Origin of the sequence: Pseudomonas fluorescens (genome assembly GCF_001307155.1) — a bacterium.
GTDB lineage: Bacteria > Pseudomonadota > Gammaproteobacteria > Pseudomonadales > Pseudomonadaceae > Aquipseudomonas > Aquipseudomonas helvetica.
Genome location: NZ_CP012830.1, coordinates 5,737,179 through 5,759,063 on the forward strand (window position 1 = coordinate 5,737,179; position 21,885 = coordinate 5,759,063).

Annotated in this window: 21 protein-coding genes and 2 pseudogenes; 6 read left to right on the plus strand and 17 right to left on the minus strand. The window is 53.3% G+C overall.

All coding sequences use genetic code 11. The annotated features are described in order from the left end of the window. Position 1: 1 nt before the first annotated feature. Positions 2–835, plus strand: a pseudogene (locus tag AO353_RS26060) (tyrosine-type recombinase/integrase); the annotation flags it as partial. A 308-nt stretch (positions 836–1,143) separates the two neighbouring features. On the opposite strand, the gene AO353_RS26065 reads toward AO353_RS26060, so the two are convergent. Both AO353_RS26065 and AO353_RS30205 read right to left on the minus strand, forming a co-directional pair. After that, positions 1,144–2,610, minus strand: a complete 1,467-nt coding sequence (locus tag AO353_RS26065; protein WP_054597561.1) for a carbohydrate-binding protein — start codon at positions 2,608–2,610, stop codon at positions 1,144–1,146. 47 nt (positions 2,611–2,657) lie between these two features. Next, positions 2,658–3,293, minus strand: coding sequence for a lytic polysaccharide monooxygenase auxiliary activity family 9 protein (locus AO353_RS30205; protein WP_081013827.1), 636 nt, complete (start codon positions 3,291–3,293; stop codon positions 2,658–2,660). A gap of 552 nt (positions 3,294–3,845) precedes the next feature. Between AO353_RS30205 and AO353_RS26075 the strand changes: the two genes are divergently transcribed. The 3 genes from AO353_RS26075 to AO353_RS26085 all read left to right on the plus strand — a co-directional run bounded on the left by AO353_RS26075 (position 3,846) and on the right by AO353_RS26085 (position 7,085). Next, positions 3,846–5,534: a BBE domain-containing protein gene (locus AO353_RS26075; protein WP_054597563.1), complete on the plus strand. Its 1,689-nt coding sequence runs from the start codon at positions 3,846–3,848 to the stop codon at positions 5,532–5,534. Positions 5,535–5,672: 138 nt separating this feature from the next. Next, on the plus strand, positions 5,673–5,882 hold the full coding sequence (locus tag AO353_RS26080; RefSeq protein WP_054597564.1) for a hypothetical protein: 210 nt from the start codon (positions 5,673–5,675) through the stop codon (positions 5,880–5,882). A gap of 120 nt (positions 5,883–6,002) precedes the next feature. Next, the gene (locus AO353_RS26085) at positions 6,003–7,085 is read left to right on the plus strand and encodes a hypothetical protein (protein WP_054597565.1); all 1,083 of its coding nucleotides are present in this window, start codon (positions 6,003–6,005) and stop codon (positions 7,083–7,085) included. A gap of 573 nt (positions 7,086–7,658) precedes the next feature. Here AO353_RS26085 and AO353_RS26090 read toward each other — a convergent pair. Next, on the minus strand, positions 7,659–7,874 hold the full coding sequence (locus AO353_RS26090; protein ID WP_054597566.1) for a hypothetical protein: 216 nt from the start codon (positions 7,872–7,874) through the stop codon (positions 7,659–7,661). A 615-nt stretch (positions 7,875–8,489) separates the two neighbouring features. On the opposite strand from AO353_RS26090, the gene AO353_RS31155 reads away from it, so the two are divergent. After that, entirely contained in the window at positions 8,490–9,293 is an 804-nt protein-coding gene (locus tag AO353_RS31155; protein WP_146016094.1) for a hypothetical protein, read from the plus strand. A gap of 10 nt (positions 9,294–9,303) precedes the next feature. Here the strand turns inward: AO353_RS31155 and AO353_RS26100 are convergent, their stop codons facing one another. The 10 genes and pseudogenes from AO353_RS26100 to AO353_RS26145 all read right to left on the minus strand — a co-directional run bounded on the left by AO353_RS26100 (position 9,304) and on the right by AO353_RS26145 (position 17,826). After that, on the minus strand, positions 9,304–9,831 hold the full coding sequence (locus AO353_RS26100) for a lysis system i-spanin subunit Rz (RefSeq protein WP_054597568.1): 528 nt from the start codon (positions 9,829–9,831) through the stop codon (positions 9,304–9,306). Beyond that, positions 9,828–10,277, minus strand: a complete 450-nt coding sequence (locus AO353_RS26105; protein WP_054597569.1) for a structural protein P5 — start codon at positions 10,275–10,277, stop codon at positions 9,828–9,830. Before AO353_RS26105 ends, AO353_RS26100 begins: the two co-directional genes overlap by 4 nt. Positions 10,278–10,335: 58 nt before the next feature. Further along, the gene (locus AO353_RS26110; RefSeq protein WP_054597570.1) at positions 10,336–10,692 is read right to left on the minus strand and encodes a hypothetical protein; all 357 of its coding nucleotides are present in this window, start codon (positions 10,690–10,692) and stop codon (positions 10,336–10,338) included. A 475-nt stretch (positions 10,693–11,167) separates the two neighbouring features. Beyond that, a pseudogene (locus AO353_RS26115) lies at positions 11,168–11,480 on the minus strand (tail fiber domain-containing protein); the annotation flags it as partial. A 27-nt stretch (positions 11,481–11,507) separates the two neighbouring features. After that, complete coding sequence (locus tag AO353_RS26120) at positions 11,508–12,188, minus strand: hypothetical protein (protein ID WP_054597571.1); 681 nt, start codon at positions 12,186–12,188, stop codon at positions 11,508–11,510. Beyond that, positions 12,188–12,499 (minus strand): hypothetical protein, encoded by a 312-nt coding sequence (locus tag AO353_RS26125; RefSeq protein ID WP_054597572.1) that lies wholly within the window; start codon positions 12,497–12,499, stop codon positions 12,188–12,190. The genes AO353_RS26120 and AO353_RS26125 overlap by 1 nt, the downstream gene beginning before the upstream one ends. 8 nt (positions 12,500–12,507) lie before the next feature. Beyond that, positions 12,508–16,065 (minus strand): host specificity protein J, encoded by a 3,558-nt coding sequence (locus tag AO353_RS26130; protein ID WP_054597573.1) that lies wholly within the window; start codon positions 16,063–16,065, stop codon positions 12,508–12,510. 204 nt (positions 16,066–16,269) lie between these two features. After that, positions 16,270–16,878 carry a tail assembly protein gene (locus AO353_RS26135; RefSeq protein ID WP_054597574.1) on the minus strand — a complete coding sequence of 203 codons (609 nt, stop codon included), beginning with the start codon at positions 16,876–16,878 and terminating at the stop codon, positions 16,270–16,272. A 42-nt stretch (positions 16,879–16,920) separates the two neighbouring features. Next, on the minus strand, positions 16,921–17,343 hold the full coding sequence (locus AO353_RS26140; RefSeq protein WP_054597575.1) for a hypothetical protein: 423 nt from the start codon (positions 17,341–17,343) through the stop codon (positions 16,921–16,923). 93 nt (positions 17,344–17,436) lie between these two features. Continuing rightward, positions 17,437–17,826, minus strand: a complete 390-nt coding sequence (locus tag AO353_RS26145; protein ID WP_237142933.1) for an NIPSNAP family protein — start codon at positions 17,824–17,826, stop codon at positions 17,437–17,439. A 463-nt stretch (positions 17,827–18,289) separates the two neighbouring features. On the opposite strand from AO353_RS26145, the gene AO353_RS26150 reads away from it, so the two are divergent. Then, positions 18,290–19,303, plus strand: a complete 1,014-nt coding sequence (locus AO353_RS26150) for a hypothetical protein (protein WP_054597576.1) — start codon at positions 18,290–18,292, stop codon at positions 19,301–19,303. 126 nt (positions 19,304–19,429) lie between these two features. Here the strand turns inward: AO353_RS26150 and AO353_RS26155 are convergent, their stop codons facing one another. The 4 genes from AO353_RS26155 to AO353_RS26170 form a co-directional block, all read right to left on the minus strand. Continuing rightward, positions 19,430–19,699, minus strand: a complete 270-nt coding sequence (locus AO353_RS26155; protein WP_054597577.1) for a YceK/YidQ family lipoprotein — start codon at positions 19,697–19,699, stop codon at positions 19,430–19,432. Positions 19,700–19,785: 86 nt separating this feature from the next. Next, positions 19,786–20,127 (minus strand): hypothetical protein, encoded by a 342-nt coding sequence (locus AO353_RS26160; protein ID WP_054597578.1) that lies wholly within the window; start codon positions 20,125–20,127, stop codon positions 19,786–19,788. An 802-nt stretch (positions 20,128–20,929) separates the two neighbouring features. Continuing rightward, the gene (locus tag AO353_RS31245; protein WP_158246528.1) at positions 20,930–21,094 is read right to left on the minus strand and encodes a hypothetical protein; all 165 of its coding nucleotides are present in this window, start codon (positions 21,092–21,094) and stop codon (positions 20,930–20,932) included. 25 nt (positions 21,095–21,119) lie between these two features. After that, positions 21,120–21,884, minus strand: a complete 765-nt coding sequence (locus tag AO353_RS26170) for a C40 family peptidase (protein ID WP_054597580.1) — start codon at positions 21,882–21,884, stop codon at positions 21,120–21,122. Between the last annotated feature and the right edge of the window lies 1 nt (position 21,885).

The following is a 21,885-nucleotide window of genomic DNA, read 5'->3' on the forward strand; positions in this document are numbered from 1 at the left end:
GCAACACGCGCGTGCGTGGTTGAGCGGGAGGGAGATCGAGGAAGGAACGCATCTAAATTACAAGAGTGAGTTGAACCTGTACTGGATGCCGTACTTGGCGCTGACTCGCCTGAGTACGATCAGCACCGTGATGCTGCGGAAAATCATCGGAGAGATAAACTGGTCATCACCTGACGTAAAACTCAACGCAATGGTGCGGCTCAGTACGATTCTGGATGATGCCGTTCGGGAGGAGCTCATCGCGAAGAATCCCGCAGAACTTTTGGACACGCCGAAGCGCAAGAAGGGGGAGCCTGATCCATTCACCCTGGATGAGGCTAACCAGATAATCGCTCAGCTATACGACACAGCCCATTGGCCGAGCACGATCTACGCTGCATTTTTCGAATTCGCTTTCTTCACCGGCATGCGCCCGCAGGAGATCATTGCTCTACGCTGGGAATCCGTGGGACGGGTATTGCACGCCCTGGAGTTCGCCGCTCAATACGCGGAGCGCCGGAAAGCTGGGAGTAGTTCAATCAAGCAGTTCCCCTACGTTTTCCCGCCCTCAAAGATGAGTCAGTACATCCGTCAGACCTCAGACCTGCACAAACAATGGGGGCCAACACTGAAGAAGCTGGCGACGCGTTATCGGCCGCCGTACAACTGCCGTCACACTTATGCGACAATATGCACAATGTCTGGCATGAACCCCGCCTTTATAGCTCAACAGCTTGGACACAGCGTCCAGATGCTGCTCTCGACTTATGCGCGCTGGCTGAACTCTAGCGGCGACTGGGGAGAGATGGAAAAACTCCAAAATGCCCCAGGAATGGCCCAAGCGTCAGATGCGTAGCTCGCAACCCATTGATAGGTAAAGTAATTGATCTCCACAGCAAATATCACGATGCAGTATGCATCGGGGTTTTCTGGTCGGTCATAAGTAGCAAATACAGGGGTTTCTCCCCCTCAAAGACACAGTAAAACACACCAGTTGGTATCAAAATTGGTATCAGCTGGTGAACCCTTCCCGGTGTCCTGCCAACCGAATGCCCCCCTCGTGAAATCGACATACACAAGATCCTGAGTCCCAAAATTTTGGGTAAATCTCTTTCCCGAAAGCAAAGAAAAGCCCGGCATTTCTGCCGGGCTTCACATACAGCTTTACGCGCGCCGCTGGATTGCGACCTTCGACCAAAGGGTAAATGCGACTGGTGGTGTCCAACCTGAGTTCGATGTGTGCTCTTGCAGGCACAAGTACTTATTGCCTTCGTAAGTCACACCATCTTCCTTGCGATACCGGTGGTTCAATTGCCACTCAGGGTATTCTGGATCGGAGATGTCTCCAGCGGTTCTAACGCTCAGGCGCTTGCTCGGAAGCGACTCTTTTCCGGAAGAATCTGTTGCCGTGACAAAGTAGCTGTACTGCGTGTTCGGCGTCAGACCCGAGTCTTTCAGCGTTAAAGCCGGTGTATGACCTATTGCAGTCCCGTTTCGGTACAACGTGTACGTCTCGATCGGACGAGGACCGGCTGAGGCTCCCCAGCTCAAAGTCAGACTGATTTCGGTCACGTCCTTGGCGGACAGATTCGCCGGAGCTGTTGGCCGGTCACCAATACCTACCTCACCGTGAATCAACGGGGCGTAGCGATTGTAGAACTCCCAATCGTAGGGGACATTGTGCGCGCTAACGCCATCGTCCCAGTTGATCGACCAGGTCATGAGCCCTTTGATGGGATGGCCGGCAGCATCGAGACGTTTGAAAGCATTGACCACCGCCGCGGGATCAATCACGTAGCCAGTAGCTGCGGCGTCAACGTTGGCCGGTAAGCCAATGACAAATTTATCCGAGGGAATGGCGATGTAATCCCGAGTGCCAGTTACCAGACTTTCGGTCAGATAGAAGAGGAAATCCTCTTTCATCTCGTCATTGTTCTGCGCAATCCAGGCACCCTGACCGCCATTGGCCTCCTGAACCCAGATCCCATCGCCACCCTGGTTGTAGTATTGAGGCGCGATGAAGTCGTAGTACCCCTCGAGCGCCTGAATGTAACCAACATACTTACCGCCAACCCTGAGGTAGGGAAACTCAGGCGCCATGCTGATGATGAAATGTTTCCCCTCGCCCTTGTAGTGATCCCTCACCAGTTTCAAGGCTGCAGGCAACACCGTCTTGTTGTCAGCAAAATCAATGGCGCTTTGCTCGAGGTCGATATCAAGCCCATCGAAACCGTAGACCTCAACCAAGCGAATGATTTCATTCGCCAGTGGATGCTCATCCCCTTTGTGCAGCTCGATATGAGCGTCGGCACCGCCCAACGAGATCAACACAGCCCTTCCCTGGCTGTTCAGTACACCTACCTGGCGGCGGAACTCGTCGTCGGAGAGGTTATAGGGTTTGAAGGTAGGAATGCCCTGGCCTTTCATGAAAGCCACAGCAACAACGTTGTAGTCCTTGGGTACATCCACCAGATCTATATTGGCGAACTGCCCACCTTGATAGCCGTCACTGTGGCCGGCCGGCCAGTTATGCCAGAAACCCATCAGGATTTTTTTATTGGCAATGCTCGGCATCAAAGATGCGGAGTCACTTACTTTAGATTTCAGCAATGAAAAATTGATTTTAGACATTGTTCTATTCCTTCAGAACTGTGCTGGGAGCCATACTTGGCCCGGAGTTATTTAAAATTCACGTCAAATGCCTGATAAAACGCATTACCGGTATCTGCAACCACCCAAAGCAAGACAATGACATGATGACCTTGCTTACCCTGCGGCAGCTTTACTTCATGCTCAATTTTCGCTTTCAATTCGGCGGTATGCTCGTAGAACGGAACTTGAGTATAAAAATCATCATGGAAGGGTTTTGGTTCAAGCTGAGCACGACTAATACGTTTCTTCGGATCCCAGCCATCCTTGGTAATAAACCAGCTGTAACCCCGAGTCACATGAGGCATGGTGTATACCCATTTGACATGAAACGTCTGGCCTGGAACGACATCCAACAGTGGCCAAGCAAATGGGCGATTTAGCTTATCGCTCATTTCCTCGTTGGTGAAGTTAACGCAGTCGCGAGCATCGGTTCTGCCACCGCTGAGAATATAACCATCGGCCGGTGGAACCTGGCTTGCGCTATCAGTTTCATAAGGTCTAGGGAATGGACCAGCCGTTAACGATGGAAAGTTCTTTCCGCCTTCCATTTCATTAGCTTGCCAGTCAAGGATAAGCCCTTCCTCTGTGGCAATAGCAGAACGACTAGGAGGGGAAACTACACGACCATGTTTCAGCTGAGGCTTGGCTTCTGGCTTATTCATTACAATCACTCCTTTGATTAATTGATCTCCCCCTAGAGGAGAGCTCTTAGGCTAGCGCAACGTCTTAGATTGTCCACCACAAAAAACGAATACGATTACAAAAGCAAAAAAACACAAATTAACCAAGCCTTCCAAACGCCCGCCGCGTCGCCTCCTCCGCCCGAAACACTGGGAAGATGACCATGTATTCCTAGCCGAGACTAACAAACACAACCACTCCTACTAAAAACATTTTGAAACATTCACGCTCATAAATTTCAACTGGCGCTTGAGCCTGTCGAACCGCCCCACTCCAGAGAGACAGGCATGTAGTACACCCTGCCATAATCTGCCACCATCAAACCTGGCAACCATCTATAACCATTCGAAATATAAACCTAGAAGCAACATAACCTTAATTCGCAAACTAGAGGCATGGACAGCATGAAAATGTCGGCTAAGGTGAGATAACTCCCAATGAGGCATGCATTTCAACGCCATTTGGGCGAGAAGATCTCAGGACATTTGCGCAAAGAATAGGCGCACAATCTTTCTGCAAGGATGCATACGACTATGAAAACAACAAAGGGTAGTTCGGGCTTCATTACAATAACTGAAGATAGCAAGACATTTTCGACCCTACAAAAAGGGTTCAATCTCCGCTGGCCTCCAAGCGCCGAAACGGGTGCTAAGCGAATCTATGTATGCAAAACACCAGAGGAAGTGCTGGACGCTGCGAATGAAGCGCTATCGCAAGACTTTCGGATCACCGTAAGGAGCGGAGCGCACTGCTATGAAGGCTTTGTATCAAACAAGTTAAACAATGAAAACCTTGCAATTATTGACGTAGGTGAACTCAGAGGTTTTTCTCATAATGCTGACGGTGAGATTCAGCCGTTGTATGAGCATGACAGTAACAGACCTACACATTATAAATACGCCGCCTTCACAGGTAATCAGAACTGGGACGGCTATGTGGCAATGTACAAACAAAGTGGCAAGACAATACCTGGCGGCTCATGTTACTCCGTGGGGGTCGGAGGTCACATTAGCGGCGGTGGATACGGCTTACTGTCCCGTCTTCAGGGTTTGACTGTCGACTGGGTGAGTGGAGTGGATATATTAATCCCCGATCCAGCCAATACCGGAAAAATGTTGATTCCTATCCACGTTAGCCCAAACTCAAGACTTAAAATACATCGCGAGCTTTTCAAGGCTTGCTGCGGTGCGGGTGGCGGCAATTTCGGCATAATTATTCGATACTACTTCAACGATCTACCCGAGGCCCCACAAAAAGCCTACTGGACAACCCTCTCTTGGGAGTGGTCGGACTTCGATAAAGTCAGCTTTAGAAAATTCTTGCGTGGCTATTACGCCTGGTTCGCCAAAAATGACTCAGACGCAACCTCCAATATTTTGTCAAAAGCAAACGGTGGTCTCTTCACCCTGCTGAAACTGAATCACATCGACTCCAATCCGAAAGTCATTCTAGCCATCCAATACACAGGACGTGACGGCATGGTGGGTGATCATGAGCGAGATGCACCGTTTAACGACTTTCTCGCGGCTATAAACAGCGCAGCACCAGGTCACGGCAAGCTGTATGACGGTTTCGTATTACCAAACATCGCGCCAAGACCTCACAGCATGGCTGGCAGCACTATCACCAAAGCTTCGCCAGGGCTTCTCATGGACTGGTTCTACATCACTCAGATGATTAATACATCAGGCAACAACCAAAGGGGCAAATACAAATCTGCCTACCAAGTAGATAATTTCACCGATGCTGAGTGCGACGCCTTTTACGACAACCTCAGCGTCCGATCTAAAGATGGGACCTTCAGTCAATCGCTTGTTCAAATTGACTCTTATGGTGGAAAGATCAATAGCCTTGGCCAAGGGGATACTGCCGTACCGCAGCGCAAATCCCTACTGAAGTCTCAGTACCAAACGTACTGGACCGACCCTGCACAAGATGACGTTCAACTCGCATGGATCAGTAAAATTTACGAAGACGTCTACGCAAATCAACCTAACAAACGACCCGGCGTCGATGATAGATATGAAGGCTGTTACATCAACTATCCAGATGTAGACATGTTATTAGTAAACGGCGTACCCAATGACAGTTGGCTCGAGCTGTACTACGGAAATACAGGGCTGGTAGAGGAACTAATTCTCTTGAAAAACCAGGTAGACCCTAAAAATCTCTTCAGACACCAGATGTCGATTCCACTAGTACGAGACAAGAAAAGACAGTAGGGAGCACGCCCTCCAGCTGCGCGCACTGCTTCGGCAGTGCGTGGTTGCTCAAACATCATTATCCTGCCTGCCGACCAACTCCCTCACGTCCCCTCAGACCTCATGCTGCTACGCTGTAACCTCCACGGAGGAATTGCGATGCCAAACTCAGACCTGCTCCCTTCCCTGCTCTGCAGACTCAACGAAAACCAGCTCGCCCTAGAGGCCGCCATCATGGAGCTTTCAAACTGGGTGGAGGTGCGAGGCTCAGCCGACGTTGCTGGCAACGTGCGCGGTGCCTTAGAAGCAATCGACCGGAACGAGGAGTTCATCAAGATGACGCTCGCGATGATGATGGCACCCGAGTGACGGCCATCGGCCAAAAGCTACCTGTCAAGATTTTATGCCTGTAGCCGATATAGCGGGAAGAAAATTAAAAATAATCCTGCTGGTTTTTCCGTCACACAGCATTCATTCGAAAGGATAGCAATGAATAACATAGCAAAGAGTTTAGTCCTATCAGTTTTTTTGGCCGGGTTATCCGGCTACTCTCTCATCGCCTTAGCCGCGAATGATGGCGTATTTAAATCCAAACGCGCAGACATTAATACTCAGAAAAGTTATGGCCTCCTATTAGAACAGCTTAAATCTGTTGAAATATGGGAGTCTCTCGGTTCTGCTAGAGATGGAGGAGTCGCTAAATCTCTACTAGCTTACCAAAAATTAAGCGAAATCTATTCGCCACTGATTGTCGAAAACGGTGAGCCCGTCGTCCCCACATATACCGTCGACTCTCTTAATTTAAAAGATATAGATGGATTTCGTGCATTCGCATCGCGAGTGCAATATGACAAAAAATTTACTCCAAATGAAAACACATGCTCTGCGGCTATGACCTTTGTATTTCCACGCCAGATCGCAGACCTCTTGAGTGACACAAGGCCAACATACGTATATGGCATACGCCAGTCCAATGATATCCTGGAGAAACTCAGATCAAAACGGATAGAACAGGGAGTTACTGACCTTTATTATCTTAAATCATTGTGCGCCAATCAAAAAGATATAAATTACTACAATGGCTATATAAATTTTTTTACGAACTTGCAAACTGACATCAAGATCATTTTGCCGATAGTAGACCAAAACTACTTAGCTAGCGTAGCCAAACAACAATCCTTACCTCAACCAAAGACACGTCCCCCTCGTCCGTTTGATCTACCAAAAGCGATGAAATTCGCTTCGTGTTCTGCTCTCTTTACGTCATTCAATCAAGTTATTCAGTCGCACGGACAACCCGGAAACCCAGCCGTAACCGATGGAGGGATAGACATGGCTATCGCCAGCGTAGTGTATTCCAATGTTGACTATCTCCTAAACAATACGCAGCCATGGGTAGATAAATACACCACTGAAATCAGCGCTAACCTCGTAAATGTCGAGGCCATGTTTAGACCTATGGCAGAAGGCTGTGTTGCTACGTACAGAGCGAATTTGACGGAAATCAATATGTATGGTGATGAGGCGAAGGTTGAGTTCTACACAAAGGCCAAAGCCCTGACTAACCAATAAGTTGGTCATTGACGCACTATGTGATTCTCAGTCTTCGTCTGAAAAGTATGGATGATTTTGCACGGAGGGGGGGGGTGTCAAATTTGGCCTCCTCTGCCTTATTAGACCAATAAATTGTTAACTAGGACACGCTCAGTTAATACTTACTACCGTTGCAGAGTCGCCTGAAAACGGTAAAAAGCAACCGCCAGCAGATCGCATAACCAACTGGACTTCCAGCATCGCCCCCTTCGAAAGATTGTATCCAGTATTGGGATCTTCAAATCGCACCAACCGAAGCGACCGCAATGGCAAACGGGCCTGGCCATCGAGAACGGCAAATTTAGGTTTGTCCGTTTCTGGCCGTATTATGCCTTTGGCCCACGGCAGCTTTGGGTCGATTGCAGCCCTTTATATCTGACTGCAATCGGCCAATAGGTGATTTAAGGAACCGCCATGTCAAGGCGCCCCTTAGACCTGCACAAGCTGTTGATAACAAAGGAATATTGTCGTTTTTGACGAGATGCAAAACAGACAAATCACCCTATAAGAAAGAATCAATAACTTAGCGTTGTATATTCCTGCAGTAGTTGATCAATTCTGCGCGTTGATTGCCTTACTCACCGTTTCAGCAGATTTGGGCTTTCCTTCCTCATCTTTCTTGCAGGTTTCAGACTTCTCCCCGCTGTAGCCATCGCATATGGCGATAGTGGCAACGGCATTATCCTTGTGCGCAATGGCGTCTACCACCAACCATCCCCCCCAAACCACCAACGAAATCAAGCACACCAGACCCAAAAACTTCAACATCACTACCCTCCAATTGAACGGCATAGCCTACCTTGAGGCGCCGACGTCGCAAAGTCAGATCGCATTGCTCCGAATGGCAGGCCGGCGATAACCGGGGATCGAAGCCTGGGATGCCGCATAGAAATCGACAAAGGCCTTTATAATCAAGATCTTGATCTACAAATAGATCACAAAAAGCAGCACCTTTTGCGACTCTTTAGAACCCAATAAACATTGGTCCAAACGGTTGCATTTTGGGGAAGATTTTCCTGCAGTAAAATCCCACCTCCGACGTCCTGCCGAACGAACACAATCCATCTATCGCAGTAGTGAATCGCCGATTCAACGCTGGTATTCTCGTCGCCACGTTCACCTGTCATTAAGGGATGCCGGTGAAAATAGAAGCCCCGAAGTCGCGAACCTTCGGGGCTTTGCTTTCTTAACGGGATTTTTCTTCGTGAATTCCAGATAACGGAATTCGCTCCGAGACGCCATGTTGAGCATGCTTTCGTAGGGCATGTTAATTTTTCCTACCTGATACGTAGGCATCTTCACACTCCAACCCCACTATTCGGGCTCTGAGCCAAGGTAAATACCTTGTAGAGATCGTCAATATAAAACATAACGGACAACAACATGCCTAAAAAACAATTTAAAAACACTTGCATATTCTGCGGCGATAGCTCAACAACCTATGAACACGTTTTCCCCAAGTGGATTGGAACAAAACTAGACCTCCCCAACACCCATTCCGTATATAATAGGGAGGTTTTCACCACAACAAAAAATGGTCAAAAAACTAGAGACCATTATCCAAAAAGATCATCCAACCCTATTGGCACCACTCAAATAAAAAAAGTCTGTCAGCCTTGCAATGGAGAATGGCTTAGCCAGTTCGAAGAAAAGATAATCCCTATATATGAAAGCCTTATCAACAACGAAGATCAGCAATTACAACCTGAAGAACAAAAAATGCTATCCGTATGGGCAACACTGATTTCAATCAAGTGGGCACATACTGAAAACAACACACTTGGTTACTCAGAAAAACATTGGAATCCAATATTTTCAGATAGAAATACCCCAAAAAACACCCGAGTATGGATAGGCCGAAGCGACGGAGATGACATACAGGCTTTCCACAGAGTCATGTATATCGGAAGAACATCTGAAGCCCCCTTAGCTGCAAAACTAATATCAACCGCACTTAAGATAGGACCTGTAGTTTTTCATGTATTAAGCCACGAAGATGATACGTTTGATTTTGTGAAACAAGCAAATCTAAAAAACACTGCCATGACGCTAATTAGTCGGCACGATAGTCAGAAAGCTATTTGCGCGCAAAAAAACATAGATCTAGACCGTATAACGTCAATGGCTACTTATTTTGGAATGCAACATAGCAAAGAGCATGTATTTAGGATTATGCAATCCTTTTGATTTTTATTACTTATCTCCTATCGGAGACTTCATTTACATACGCCTGGCACGCCGCCAACGCGATCAATCCTTGGTCGCCGTCATCGGTGATGCCGATAATTCGTTGAGCATGCGCCGGGTCAAGTCGGGCGCGCGCTCCTCCATGAACCACGCCGCCGGCGCCGGTAGCGGCTGGCACTGCGCAACCACCGGCTGAATCCGCTGCGTCGATGAGGACTGACAGCCGTAGATCGGCAGTAGCAAGGCGATCGCGCAGACGAGCCTGGTCCTTTTGAGCATTGGTCAAAACCTCGTGGTGGGTTTGGTCGCTGGCCGCTAGGCGCTGCTCGAGCGCTAAGCGTTTGTCTTGTTCGGCGCGCTGCTGGGCTGCGGCGGCCAGGGTCAGCTCGTTCAGCGTCTCGCCGTGGAGCCTCGATTGCTCGGCCAACTGCCGGCCGTAGCGCCAGTCCTGAAGCTGCCAGGCCAACGCCGCTGCACCGCCAGCCACAATGGCCAGCGCTGCAACGATACCGGCCAGCTTCCACGCCGCGGTATTCACAGCAGAGCCCTGCGCAGCCCTTCCTCGAACACGGCATCCGGATATGGATTCCTGCCGTTTTCGTGAACGATGATCCCAAGCATCACCGAGCGCAGGGTCGCCGGGTTCTTGATGTCGATCACGTCGTTCGGCTGCACGCCCAGGCGCTTAGCGATTGCGGCGATGTAGGCCTCGGTGTTGTTCTCGTTCCCGGGCGCCCAGCGGGAGACAAACTCGCGAGGGGTGTCGATACCTTTGCCGCCGACACCGGGCATACCATCTTTGCCGCGGTAGTTGATCAGCAGCTTGCCCAGGGCGCGGATACCATTCTCGGCGGTGTCGAAGCGGGCGAACCGCTTCTCGATAGCCGGGTCTGGCTTCAGTTGGCCCTGCCATTGGTTGGCCGGGTTGTAGTCAATGTTTCCGGGGTTGCGGTTGCGCACTCCGCGCGTTTCGGTGGTGATCATGCTTTTCTCCATGCATAAAAAAACCCGCTCTAGGCGGGTATCGGTGTTCGGCTGGGTGTCAGGCTTCGATGGCAGGCGTTTCGGTGATTGCCGGCATCTCGACCGCTGGCGCATCCGGCACCAGGATGTGCAACGTGATCATGTGCTTCAGGTCATAGGGCTGGCCGTACTTGGTCACCGTCACCGTCAGCAAGCCGTCGGCGAACTCTGTTTCCACATCCGCGCGGCTGTCCATCTGGTTCACCGTGTAACCCCAGCCATCGTTGACTGGTGGAAACGGTACCAAACCCAAACTGCCGGCGATCTGGTAGATGCCTTTCGAGAGGCGGGTTGAGGAAACCTCGCTCACGCCCTGAGTCACGAAGTCATAGGTCGCGCCAGTAGCGCCCAGTACGTTGATTGCTGCTCTTGCCATGCTCAGATCGCCTTCAATGTGCCGTCAGCAGCACGAGTGGTATTGCCAGTGTGGTAGAGATAACGCCAGACAGTTGAACCGGTTGAGTTCACGGTGCCTGGCGTCATCTTCGCCAGCTTTACCCCAACCTTGGGCTCTGTTCCGTTCTCGCCACCACCGCCTATGGCGATGATTCCGATCACAGCATTGACGCCGTCGTCGTAGCGGTTGGTGAAGTGCTGATTGATCGCCCCGTCAAAGGCGACGTACTGAGTGCCAGAGGCGTAATACTGCGAGCTGAACCCGGGAACCGTGCCCGTGCTACTGATTGCCGGGGTGTTCAGCCCCAGCAGCCCCCCCGACCCCACCAGCATCAACTGCCCTGGGGCTGTCCCTGCATTCCGCGTTGCGGCGGTACCAAGGCCCAGCCCGGTTCGGGCGGATGCCTGGTCAGTTCCGGCGGTTCCCCCCTTGCTGACCGGCAGGATGTCGTAGTTGCCCGTGGTGCCCAGAGACGCCAGCTTGGCACCATACTGATTGACGATGCTGCGCAAAGCATCAGCAGAGTCTTTGACGTAACCCTGAAGCGGAGCCAGCGCATAGCCGCCGGCATTGTTCGTTGTGCCTTTGTAAGGCGGATCAATCGACATCGCCGTATCACTGGCAATGTTGGTCACTTCGTACCAGCCACCATCGGGGCCGCGAAAGCCATCACCGACCCGGCTATTGGCAATGAACGCGGTGTTAGCACCAATCACGGCGTTGGAATTTTGGACGACCGAAACCGTCCCGGCCTTGTACCAGGGCATAAGCGATATCCTTGCAGAGTGTTGAGGCTACGCGTTCATCTTTGCGAACACGGCCGGGAGAAAGAACGCAATCGGGTTTGATGCGGCAATTGTGATGGCGTACAGCGTGTTGTTGGGGAAGTCCCACCAGCAATAGAGGTTCCGAGGGATACCACTACCCGAGGTCATGTTCATGCCGAAGTTATTGAGCAGTAGATACTCGTTCTGCGGGAAGTTGAAGGGAACCGTGTAATAGATCCTTGTCAGACCTTGTGGGTCCTTGTCATCCCTGACATAGCTCCAGTTTTGAAACGCCCTGGTGAACGTGGCGCACGATGTTCCGGAGTCGAATAGTAGATTGCCCGCCCCACCCCATAAGCGCATGCCGTACTGCGCAACCGGCTGCGCCCCAAACGCCGCAACGAAATACCGGCCATTCGGCTGGGCTGTGTTGACGTTGTAGGCGCGGACATAGAACCCCGTCCAGTTACCCGCTGAGCCAATCAGCCTCATCATGCAAAGCCCGGCCACGCCATTGACCGTATCGGGGCGGACGAAGACCAGCGGAGGCTCTTGTGACGTCACTGGCCTGGCGAAATAGGTGGTTGACCCCATGCCTGACTCTTCCGTTGGCGCAAACCTCCCGGAAGAAATGACCATCAGCCTGGCATATTCCGAATCGAGTACCACGGTGTTGCTGTTGTTGGTGAACTGAAGTCCATACGCCATCAATTCCACCTCATCACAATCAACCGCATGGTTCCGCTTGCGACAGTGCTCGCCGCAAAACCACGCGTGTGGTTGTAAACCCGAGTGACGTTATCGATCAGCTCTGTTTCGAATTGCATCTGGCTATCGCTGTAGGCCCCAACCGGAACAACAATCGCCGAACCATTACCTGGGCCTACGCCCGGCACCGAAAAGTCCTGATTGGCCTTGCTGCCGCCTACAGAGAAAGTCACCAGTGTCGACAGGGCCACTCGGATGGTGAAAGAGTTCTCATCGAGTTGGAGCGCCCCGTCGGCGCCCCATATCCGCATTCCATAGCTCATTCCGTGAGGTCTCCCAGCTGCAAACGCTTCATGTTGTTGTTATCCCAGAAGCGCAGAGATCGGTGCGTCTGGATCGATCTACCCTGTCCAGGCACCGAACCATTGATCTCAAAGGTCCCATCCTTGTTGAGAATCCAGCCCTGCTGGCCGGGGATGTAGTTCGTCGAGCTGATGTAGCTGCCGATCTTCGCGTTGGTGATGGTGCCGTCCTGGATGAACGCGTCACGGATAAACGTCTGCCCGTCCGTAACCGCAAAGGGAGAAACCGGCGTTCCGTTCGCCAGATTCAGCAACATGAAGGTGTCGGCCCGAACGACGAACTGAGACGAGACGCCCGACGGGTCAACCTGAAGACCCAGGCCAAAGGAGGCTGCGTACTTCTGGCCGCCGGCCGTGGTCTCCATCTTCACGGACCAGAGCGTCGCCAGTTTGCCGTTAGTGTCTGCCAGCGCACTGGAGGTTTGCTGCACGGCTGCGGTGTTCTGCCCAACCGAAACGTTCAGCTGATCAATCTTCTTCGTCGATGCGGAGTCGTTGGTGGCCACTACCTCTGTCAGCTCGGTGATATTTGCAGCGTTCGCGCCAATTTTCGCGTCGAAAGTTACAAGCTCACGGCCTATCGCCTCTGTCTCGGAAGCCCTAACGCTGCGCTCCGAGGCGATAGCCGCCGTACCGTTCCACCCGTCAATCGCGCCGGCCAGATCCCCCTCCCCGCCGTCGTCCCGCGAGGATGCCCGCAACGCCTGGAACGCTGTGGCCTGAGCGGTGACCACTCCGTCGAGCTCGGTGATATCTGCGGTGTTGAACGCCACCTGCTGAGCCAGGCCATTAGCCGTTTCGACCGACTGCCCCACGTCCAGCCAGTAAGTGGCGTTCGGCGGCGGCGTGTTGATCGGAACCGGCCCCTTGGCCTGATAGAGCAACTGTCCGGAACGCACGATCGCGTTCTTAATATAGGTCTTGGCCGGGTCGTAGCTTTCGTCGAGCGCGTCGAGCTGGTCCTGCAGGCCGGGGATTTTTTCAATCTCGCCCAGCAGGTCCTCACCAAGCTCCGTTTTCGAGATCTTGCCAGCGAGCATGTCGAGGATCGGCCCAGCATCCGAACTCGCTTGCCCCATCACCCCCGTTCCAACTGGATACCACGGGCCGATATTGCCGGTCCGATCCACCAGCCGCGCCCAGAAGAACAGCGTGGCGCCGGCCTTGAGCTCTTGCATGGTGTAGTCGCTTTGCGGGTAGGCCAGGTCCGCCAGCTTCGTTGCCAACTCCAGACTAGTGCTCGGGCCGTACCAGATTTCCGTGCGCTGGGTGTCTTCGGCGCCAGCCGGAAAACCCCACTTGAGGCCGATGCCGAACAGCTGGCTGGTGGCGTTCAGGTACGAGACCGCCAGCGGCAACCCCTCCTTGCCCTTGAGCTGGGTCAGCATCGCGGCGCGCCAGCTCGATGAGATGTCGAAGGCACTCACCGCCCGCACTCGAGCCAGATAGGCGCCGGCGTAGATGCCTACCACGTCGACACTGGTCATGCCCGTGCGTTGCAGCTTGATCCAGTTGCCGCTGTCCTTGCGCCATTCAACGTCATACCCGACAGCACCGTTCACCGCCGGCCAGGTAATGGTCATGGTGGCGACAGCGATGCCCTGCGAAACAACAGAGCTCGACGTAACCGTGACGCTGGCCGGTGCTGGCACAACGGTGATCGGAATCACGCTGATCGGACGCTCTTCCAGGCGGGCGCCGGTGTCGATGTAAGCGAACTTGCTCGGCTCATACTGCAGCGCGCTGATCTCAAAGTCGCCCTCGGTGGTGCGCCTGGTGCGAAGCACACGATACAGCGGGATCGCCAGATCATCGGCGTCGAGCGCCCATTGCAGCTGTGCGATCGGTGGCTCGCTGTAGGCGACAGTCACCGTTACGGCGCGACCATTGACGCTCTGCACGGTACGCCCCTCAGCGCGCCCACCCGGCAAGTTGATGATCAGCCGGTCGCCAGCCCTGGCCTGGGTGTCACGGTCCAGCGTCACAACGCGACCAGCAACAGCAGAAATGCGCCCGCCAACTTCACGCCCCGCCAGCAGCGAATCCGCCACAGGAATGATGTGGCCAGGAAGCGGGATCACCCCTTCCATGCCCGCCTTGAACGACACAGTGCGGTCCTGATTGTTGCTCAGGATCGCCCACTTGCCGCGACGCTGGGCCTCAGACGCCCGAGTGCAACCGATAGCGCTCAGTTCGGTCGGCTTATCGCCCATACGGCGCTGGAGAGCCAGATCCGCGAACGGAATGACGTCGGTGTCGTAGTTGTTGGCCGGGTTGTCGTAGCTGACCAGAGCCCGGGTGTAACGGGTCTTCGCCGAAGCGCTGCCGTACGAAAACTTGCCGTCGATGACGTTGGCACGAGTGAAGACATAGTCAAAGTCCTGCGCACGCGGCATGTCGGCCTGCATCACCAGTTGGCCCTGGGCCCAATAGGTCATGCCCCGGTAGATGCCGGCGATATCGCGCAACAGCGACCAGGCATCAGCCTTGCCCTGAAGATTCATGTCACACAGAAAACGCGGCTCTGTCCCGCCGAGGCCGTTCGGCACCAACTGATCACAGTATTGAGCGATCCGGTAAAGCTCCCACTTGTCGACCATGAACGACTTGATGCGCTTGCCCAGGCCGAAACGGTCTTCTGTGCAGATGCCGTAAGTGATCCAGGCCGGGTTATTGGTCCAGGCCTGCTTCATGGTGCCGTCCCAAGTACCGGTGTAGGTCCGGGACATTGGGTCATAGTTGCTTGGCACCTGCCATTTACGGGCACGGCACCGCACAGTCACGGCCGGGATGTTGGTAAACTGCTCCGCATCGAACTCGATGTAGAGCAGCGCGGTGTTCGGGTAGCGCAGCTTTGCGTCGATCACTTCGGTGATGCCGGCGATCAACATGGTGTCGGCAATCTTGTTGCTGTTCTGGTTTGGCGTCAGACGGCGTACACGGATCAACCAGCCGCTGGTGGCGTCCGGTAGATCAACGCGGACGGACCGCTCGTAACGCGTGGTGGTCTTTCCGTCTACGGCGCCGGGATACACCTGCTGATATGCTCCGCCATCAGTGGCCAAATCGATGGCATAGTCGATTCGGTAGCCAACCACATTCCCTTCATCATCCTGGCGCTGCAAAGCAGGCCACGCGAACCGCATGCGAATAGCGGAAAGCTGGGTGTTGGTGATCGAGCGCACCCACGGGCTGTCACTGCGCAACTCCACATTCAGCGAGGTTTCATTCTCAACCGCCGGGATACCGGGAATGTACGACTGATCGACGGAACCCGATCGCCAGTCCCATTTCACATTCGGAAAATTGTAGTTACCACTCGCATCTCGGATCGGCGTGTTGTCGAGGAAAATGCTGTAGTCCGTCGGCACCTCGTCGAATTCCCCCTCACCCACGGCAATCAACATTTTCGCCAGGTTCGTCGAGCGCAGGCTGTCGCTGGCTTCAACCGGCGACTTTGGCTTGCTGCTGCCGCCCTTCTCGCCGTAGATATCGATCTTTTGTGCTGCGCCCATACTTTCCTCCAGGCATAAAAAAACCGCCCGGAGGCGGCTTGGTCATGAGCCATGAAGGCTCGCGTAAAGTTTCATCGCGTATTCAGCAACGCGAACCAGAGTAAAAACAACCACGAAGATCCGTGAAAACCATTTCTTCATCAGTAAAAACCCTCCTTTGACGAGGAAGGCCGATCCTTCCTCGCGTAGTGAGGGTTTTTGGCGTTAGGTCTTATCCTCAGCGTAGATCGAAGCCGAGATGATCATCCCGCCCCAGCGCCGGTCGCCGATGCAGATCGGCACCGGGTTACCACTGGCAGTGGTGTTCTTGGCGCTGCCGAAGGCGTAGGACGGTGCGTTCTCGGGGGATGAGCTTTGCGATAAACCGCCCTGCTGAGGACTGAGCATCTGAATCACGCCTCCGGCGATACTGGCTGTACCCGCCGCATACAGAAACGGTGATGCAGCCGCAAAGGGAGTGAACGAAAGCACGTATGCAGCGACAATCATTACCGTGCCAATGATCGTCTGCAAGCCGCCGGCGCGTTTGCTGCCGCCGATCACCGGGACGATGCGGATTTCCCTTGTACCACCGAGATCGAATCCATCCATCCCGACATTCTTGCGGTTACGAAAGATCGCGAACTTCAACCCCAGCCGCTCGAGTCGCTTTATTTCTTCCGAGAAGCCCTCGATCGTTGCATTGAGCGCGCGGAACACTTCCACGGCCGAGCCACCATCCAAGAGGTATGGCTTACTGCGGAAAAACTTTTTCGCCAACGAGCCCGAGAGCATGACTTTCGTCGTGGGGGTATAGGTTATAGCTGGGCACATGCCATTCTCCAGACAATAAAAAACCGCCCGTAGGCGGTCAATTCAAAGCGTTGTGGGGAGTATATCTATCTGCCCATCACCGCCGGTAAACACTCGATATTTTTTAACTGCACCGTCTTTTACGATTGCCTCGCGCTCAACGCGGTCGGCCCCCATCGAACAGATACCTGAGCCGGTATAAGCCGCTCCCACTGACACGGAATCAGGCGGCAGATAGAACGATGCCTTCTGACCTGGGTCGAGCTTGGCCGCCTGCTTACCGTCAATGAAAACTGCCATCGAGCAAAGGCTGCCGGTGTGGCCAGAGTCGCGAATTACTTGAAGGGTGCCGTAGGCTCCAGATGGCTTGTTTTGATAGGCCAACAGCTGACTTTGTGGTGCCTGTCGAGCCTCACTAGATGGCGTTGATGAGGTCGCACACCCCGCCAGTATCGCCATCGCCAAAGCTCCTACGAACAATTTCATATCGTTCCCTCGTTGAGATATAGCGAGACTTTAGCATTGAGGGGGGTAGAAACGAAAAAGCCCAGCACTAGACTGGGCTTTTCCACATCAGTTCTAGGCAGATTTACGGGAAACCCTGATGGCATCAATCGCGTCTTGAGTAAGCGCCATAACTGTCACTGTGCTTACTTCAATCCGACTGATGATATCTGCTCTCGGGCCTTGTCTCCACGCAGTGCTTGCGTAAAAAGCATCTTGAGATGCTACGCGATGGCTCTCGCTTTCATAGGAGCGAATTAAGTGATAGCTGTCATCGTCATGCAAAGAACGGCCATAAGAAACGACATCGATGCCAGCCTTCAAGTGAAGCGGAACACTTGCTTCTTGCATTATTCGATGGAAATCCAATCCCGACCCGGGCTTCAAGGTGTACATCAGGATTTCAACAATTCGTGTCATTCCAAGTCTTCCATGTGTGATTTCAGGTTCCCATCTTACGAACATGCCCCTCCTTCGCAAACCTCTAGAGATGGTCTGAAGTAGTCGCGTATTTCTGGTCGACTTCAGCGTCCGCCGTTTTTTGAGAGTAGCCAATCGATCCAGAACACCCAATTCATCCGGTTTCTCTATGTTCTTAGCCGTCGCCGGCACCTCGCGGCGGCCATTCCCCTGCGGCCTGTCACTGAGGCTACACGTATTCTGAATGTACATCGTGCAACCCTGTATCGAGCCTTGGTACGTCCCCTGCTTAAGAGCTTTCGTCTTCAATGGTCTTAAGGCATACACCAAAATTTGTATAAACATGGAGCGGCGACTATGGGAAATCGAGAGTATCCGTCTCAAGCTTTTTCACGGATGGCCGATGCTTCTGGCAGGAAATAGACAGGTCGGGCTTCAGCCATAGACCCAGCGGACGATAAAAGCCTCAATGCATAGATGTGCCAAGGCTGGCACTAAGGAAATGGCGATGGCAGTAAAACACGCACTCTGGGCAACCTTGCTGATAATTTCATGCCAGACGACCCTGGCCGCGGCTGACGAAGAATATGGTTCCTTCGGTGCACAAGTGAGCGATGGCAGTGAACTCAAACACTACAACGCGTTGCTCGATCAGTTAGGTCATCTTGCAAACTTCCAGAACCTCGCCGCAGTCCGGGCGGGCTCGCCGGTTGACAATCACGCGTTTCTATCCCAACTCAGCGACATCTATGTTCAGATCGTAAAAGAGAATGGCGCCTCTTATATTCCTGAATACAAAACAGACACCTTGGCGTTGAAGAATATTGATAGTTTTCGAACTTACGCGCTGGAAAGCTCGCTGAAGTCCGCGTTCGAACCCAGCAATGAAACCTGCGGCGCAGCTGTGGTCTTTCTTTACCCAACGCTGGTCGCCTCGACGCTGCAAGATCTAAAGCCCGAATATATCGAGCCCAAATCAGCCCCGGCACGAATCGCAGCCTTGCACCAGGCAGCGCAGCAGGACTTGAGAAATGACCGAAACGTACTGGAGTTGATGTGCAATGCTACCCAGTTTCAACCGGCCCTGACGGGCGTTGACAGCTTCCTGAGACTGCTGCGTTCAGACAGTGGCAGTTTCTTGATGGCGATTGCCGCAAAGGAAAAGTTCCCGATTCCTCAACCAGTGTTAGCCCCAAAACCGAAGGAACCGTATCCTGGCTATTCCCTCCTGACTCAAGATGACCGCGATCGCTGTGCTTTGTATTCCAGATGGTACTTTCACGCCGCATCCATGAGAGACCGTGGCGAATCGCCTGACCTTACTTACCGCAAATTGATCGAGTTGTCGAAACTGCCGAACTACAGCAATCCACCCGATCTGGAGATGGTCACCAAGATGGTGTTCATGGCTTATCCAGGGGAAGCCCCCGCCATGATCACTGAAAAAACCAGGAATAGCTGCATGCAAACCCTCGCCAAGCACCGAGTCGAAAACAAACCTTTTGACTGGAACGCGGGCTAACCACAGTGGTTAGTGGCTGGGTTATCGGGCACAAGGCCTGTGACAACATCCAGCATGTATTGAGCCCCCCCCAGAAACGACAAAGCCCAGCACTAGACTGGGCTTTTTCACGTCTGATCAAGTCAGCTACTTCTGAACAGGTTCTGTATGGAAGGCGGTATATGGCAGAAATAACGTATCGGCGACCATGCTGAATGGTAGATCAATCACTGCCAGCGGTACCAGGGCGCGCAAGGCTCCAGCGCTTTCGTCCGTTGCGGCCTTGATCAGCTCAATATCAGTGGAAGATCCGCAATAGGGGTGAGCGCCGCAGCGTGGGCGATCACCAAAGGTTTCGGAAAAAGTCGAACACCCCGCCAACATCGCAACCGCCAAAGCGCCTACGAACAATTTCATGTCGTTCCCTTATTGAGATTTGGCGCAACTTTATCACCATCGAGGAATCGGCACGAAAAACCCCGCGGGTGACCTCCAGAGGAAGCTTACCTCTGATCAATTTCGATCTTCTGGGTAGGATCGGCACTGTATTTTTGGCGCTTCAGCTGCGGATCACCTTTAGCCAGGCAGAAGAAATAGATCTCGGCCTCGCCACATCCGCCATGCAACGCGCACTCGCTAGCCTGCATGTGGTCGAGTAGGATTTCCCGACCTTGGGATTCACAAAATACGTTCGCCTCTTTCAGGGCTTGGCCTTTTGCAGACGCAGGACCACCGAAAGGAACACGTGTAGAAATTGTGTAGGTGTCCGGCCCTACTTTTATTGGGCCACTATCCGTACACCCAGAAAGCAGCGCCAGAGCCAACGCTCCTACGAAAAGTTTCATGCAGGTCACTCCTTTGGAAAGGATGCAAGGTATCACTGGGGGTCGCACAAACGAAAAAGCCCAGCGGATGGCTGGGCTCTATACGCTTCGCCACTACAGAGAGCGAAGCTCAGTGAACGCCCGAGCAATACAGTATGGAATCACTGCGCAGGTCAGTCCCATCGCAGCCGCAGCTGCCTCCTGAGGAGCACTTTTCGCCAATATCATCCCGCCGAAACCAACAACCGCACCGATCAATGACATGAACACGGTGACAATCCACATGAATTTGGCCAATTTCATTCCCTTAATTACGTGACTGATAGCTCGCCTGCACATGAGAGTCGAGCTGGCAGCGCGCTCGAATCTACAGTGGCTCTTAGATAGGAGTCAATTCGCCATCACGACCTTACGACATCACAACGCAAGCATTCCTTCCTGTCCATCCCGCCTGTACGAATCCCCAGTAACGCCCCGACAATCTCCGTAGTTAGCCTCCCGCTTTCACGCAACGGATACCCCAGTCCTTTGCCTGCAAGCCCATGGACTGGGATTGCGCCAATTTCGGCGCGGATAACGCAAGGAAAGTGAAATGAGCGAAGTTAAAACAGCTGAGCAGCGCTTGTGCGAGCTTGAAATCGTCGTCAGACCTTGATTCTCTTCAACCAAAACGCCATCGCCACTGTTAGCCGGTGAGTCACCCAAGGCAATCCAGCCATTGCAGATGCTCTTATCCGCGACCTGGCGGATCTGAAGGCTCGCAGCTATAGCGGCATCGACAAAGGCCTACATGACCAATATGTTGACAGTCTTATAGTTGGGGTTAGCTGATCACCCCAAATCCAGCAGCGTAAAGCCGGCCACTGCGCTCGCATTTTTTCATGATGACGCGCCAGCAGCCTGCCAGATTCTGCTTGGAAACTTCGGTCCGTCCATTCTCTTGGGCGGTACCGCTTGTACTTCCAACATCCTCAATTTGCTTCTTCATATTCTTCTCCCGCGACCCTGCCGCATTATGTGGTTGATTGTGCATCTTTGTGCCTGAGGATCAGGCGTGTTCGGTCCAGCCATGGGCCGCCGAAGACGATGATCTCGCTCGGGCGGCCGTATAGGTGGTGCAGTAGGAAAGGACCAGGTCCGAAGGTCGCGGCGTCCTCGCCAGGCAATGCCGGATCGGCGCCGAGGAATATCCCGGCGTGGTTCGGGTGCACTGTCCGCCCTACTTCCATAACGACCATGTCGCCGCGCTGCGGCTGATCGACTCGGTAGAACCCAGCCGCCTCGTAGTTCGATTCGTACAGGCTGGCGTTGGCGTTGCTCTCCCACCATCCGTCATCGCGCTTGAAGGCTTCAAACTCCAGTCCCCACTCGCGCTTGTACCAATCCGCACAGACCTGCCAGCAGTCCCAGGCACCGTGCACGAACGGACGCTTAAGCAACGGCGCTTCACCTGTAGGCATGACAGTGCGTAAGTCGCACTCCGGCCAGCTGAGGATGTGCCAGGGCAAAGCCGTGGCCTCACACATGGCCAGGTCGCGCGGTGACGGTCTGCTGGTGGCGTCCGGGTGCGAATGAACTACACCAATCACTTCACCGATGTCCTCGGCTGCCGCGTACTCCTCCGGGTCAATCCGGAACTCCTCATTGGGCTCGCTGGCGATGTTTTGGCATGGGTAATACTGCTGTTTTCGGCCAATGCCCAGCAGCAGCCCGCAGCACTCTTTCGGGTACTCGGCTGCCGCATGAGCCTGTATCGCACTCAAGATGTGTTTGCGCATG

Coding starts and splice junctions, on each gene's coding strand:
- AO353_RS26065 (WP_054597561.1), bottom strand. CDS start 2,610: ATGTCTAAAATCAATTTTTCATTGCTGAAATCTAAAGTAAGTGACTCC.
- AO353_RS30205 (WP_081013827.1), bottom strand. CDS start 3,293: ATGAATAAGCCAGAAGCCAAGCCTCAGCTGAAACATGGTCGTGTAGTT.
- AO353_RS26075 (WP_054597563.1), top strand. CDS start 3,846: ATGAAAACAACAAAGGGTAGTTCGGGCTTCATTACAATAACTGAAGAT.
- AO353_RS26080 (WP_054597564.1), top strand. CDS start 5,673: ATGCCAAACTCAGACCTGCTCCCTTCCCTGCTCTGCAGACTCAACGAA.
- AO353_RS26085 (WP_054597565.1), top strand. CDS start 6,003: ATGAATAACATAGCAAAGAGTTTAGTCCTATCAGTTTTTTTGGCCGGG.
- AO353_RS26090 (WP_054597566.1), bottom strand. CDS start 7,874: ATGTTGAAGTTTTTGGGTCTGGTGTGCTTGATTTCGTTGGTGGTTTGG.
- AO353_RS31155 (WP_146016094.1), top strand. CDS start 8,490: ATGCCTAAAAAACAATTTAAAAACACTTGCATATTCTGCGGCGATAGC.
- AO353_RS26105 (WP_054597569.1), bottom strand. CDS start 10,277: ATGATCACCACCGAAACGCGCGGAGTGCGCAACCGCAACCCCGGAAAC.
- AO353_RS26110 (WP_054597570.1), bottom strand. CDS start 10,692: ATGGCAAGAGCAGCAATCAACGTACTGGGCGCTACTGGCGCGACCTAT.
- AO353_RS26120 (WP_054597571.1), bottom strand. CDS start 12,188: ATGGCGTATGGACTTCAGTTCACCAACAACAGCAACACCGTGGTACTC.
- AO353_RS26125 (WP_054597572.1), bottom strand. CDS start 12,499: ATGCGGATATGGGGCGCCGACGGGGCGCTCCAACTCGATGAGAACTCT.
- AO353_RS26130 (WP_054597573.1), bottom strand. CDS start 16,065: ATGGGCGCAGCACAAAAGATCGATATCTACGGCGAGAAGGGCGGCAGC.
- AO353_RS26135 (WP_054597574.1), bottom strand. CDS start 16,878: ATGTGCCCAGCTATAACCTATACCCCCACGACGAAAGTCATGCTCTCG.
- AO353_RS26140 (WP_054597575.1), bottom strand. CDS start 17,343: ATGAAATTGTTCGTAGGAGCTTTGGCGATGGCGATACTGGCGGGGTGT.
- AO353_RS26145 (WP_237142933.1), bottom strand. CDS start 17,826: ATGTTCGTAAGATGGGAACCTGAAATCACACATGGAAGACTTGGAATG.
- AO353_RS26150 (WP_054597576.1), top strand. CDS start 18,290: ATGGCAGTAAAACACGCACTCTGGGCAACCTTGCTGATAATTTCATGC.
- AO353_RS26155 (WP_054597577.1), bottom strand. CDS start 19,699: ATGAAATTGTTCGTAGGCGCTTTGGCGGTTGCGATGTTGGCGGGGTGT.
- AO353_RS26160 (WP_054597578.1), bottom strand. CDS start 20,127: ATGAAACTTTTCGTAGGAGCGTTGGCTCTGGCGCTGCTTTCTGGGTGT.
- AO353_RS31245 (WP_158246528.1), bottom strand. CDS start 21,094: ATGAAGAAGCAAATTGAGGATGTTGGAAGTACAAGCGGTACCGCCCAA.
- AO353_RS26170 (WP_054597580.1), bottom strand. CDS start 21,884: ATGCGCAAACACATCTTGAGTGCGATACAGGCTCATGCGGCAGCCGAG.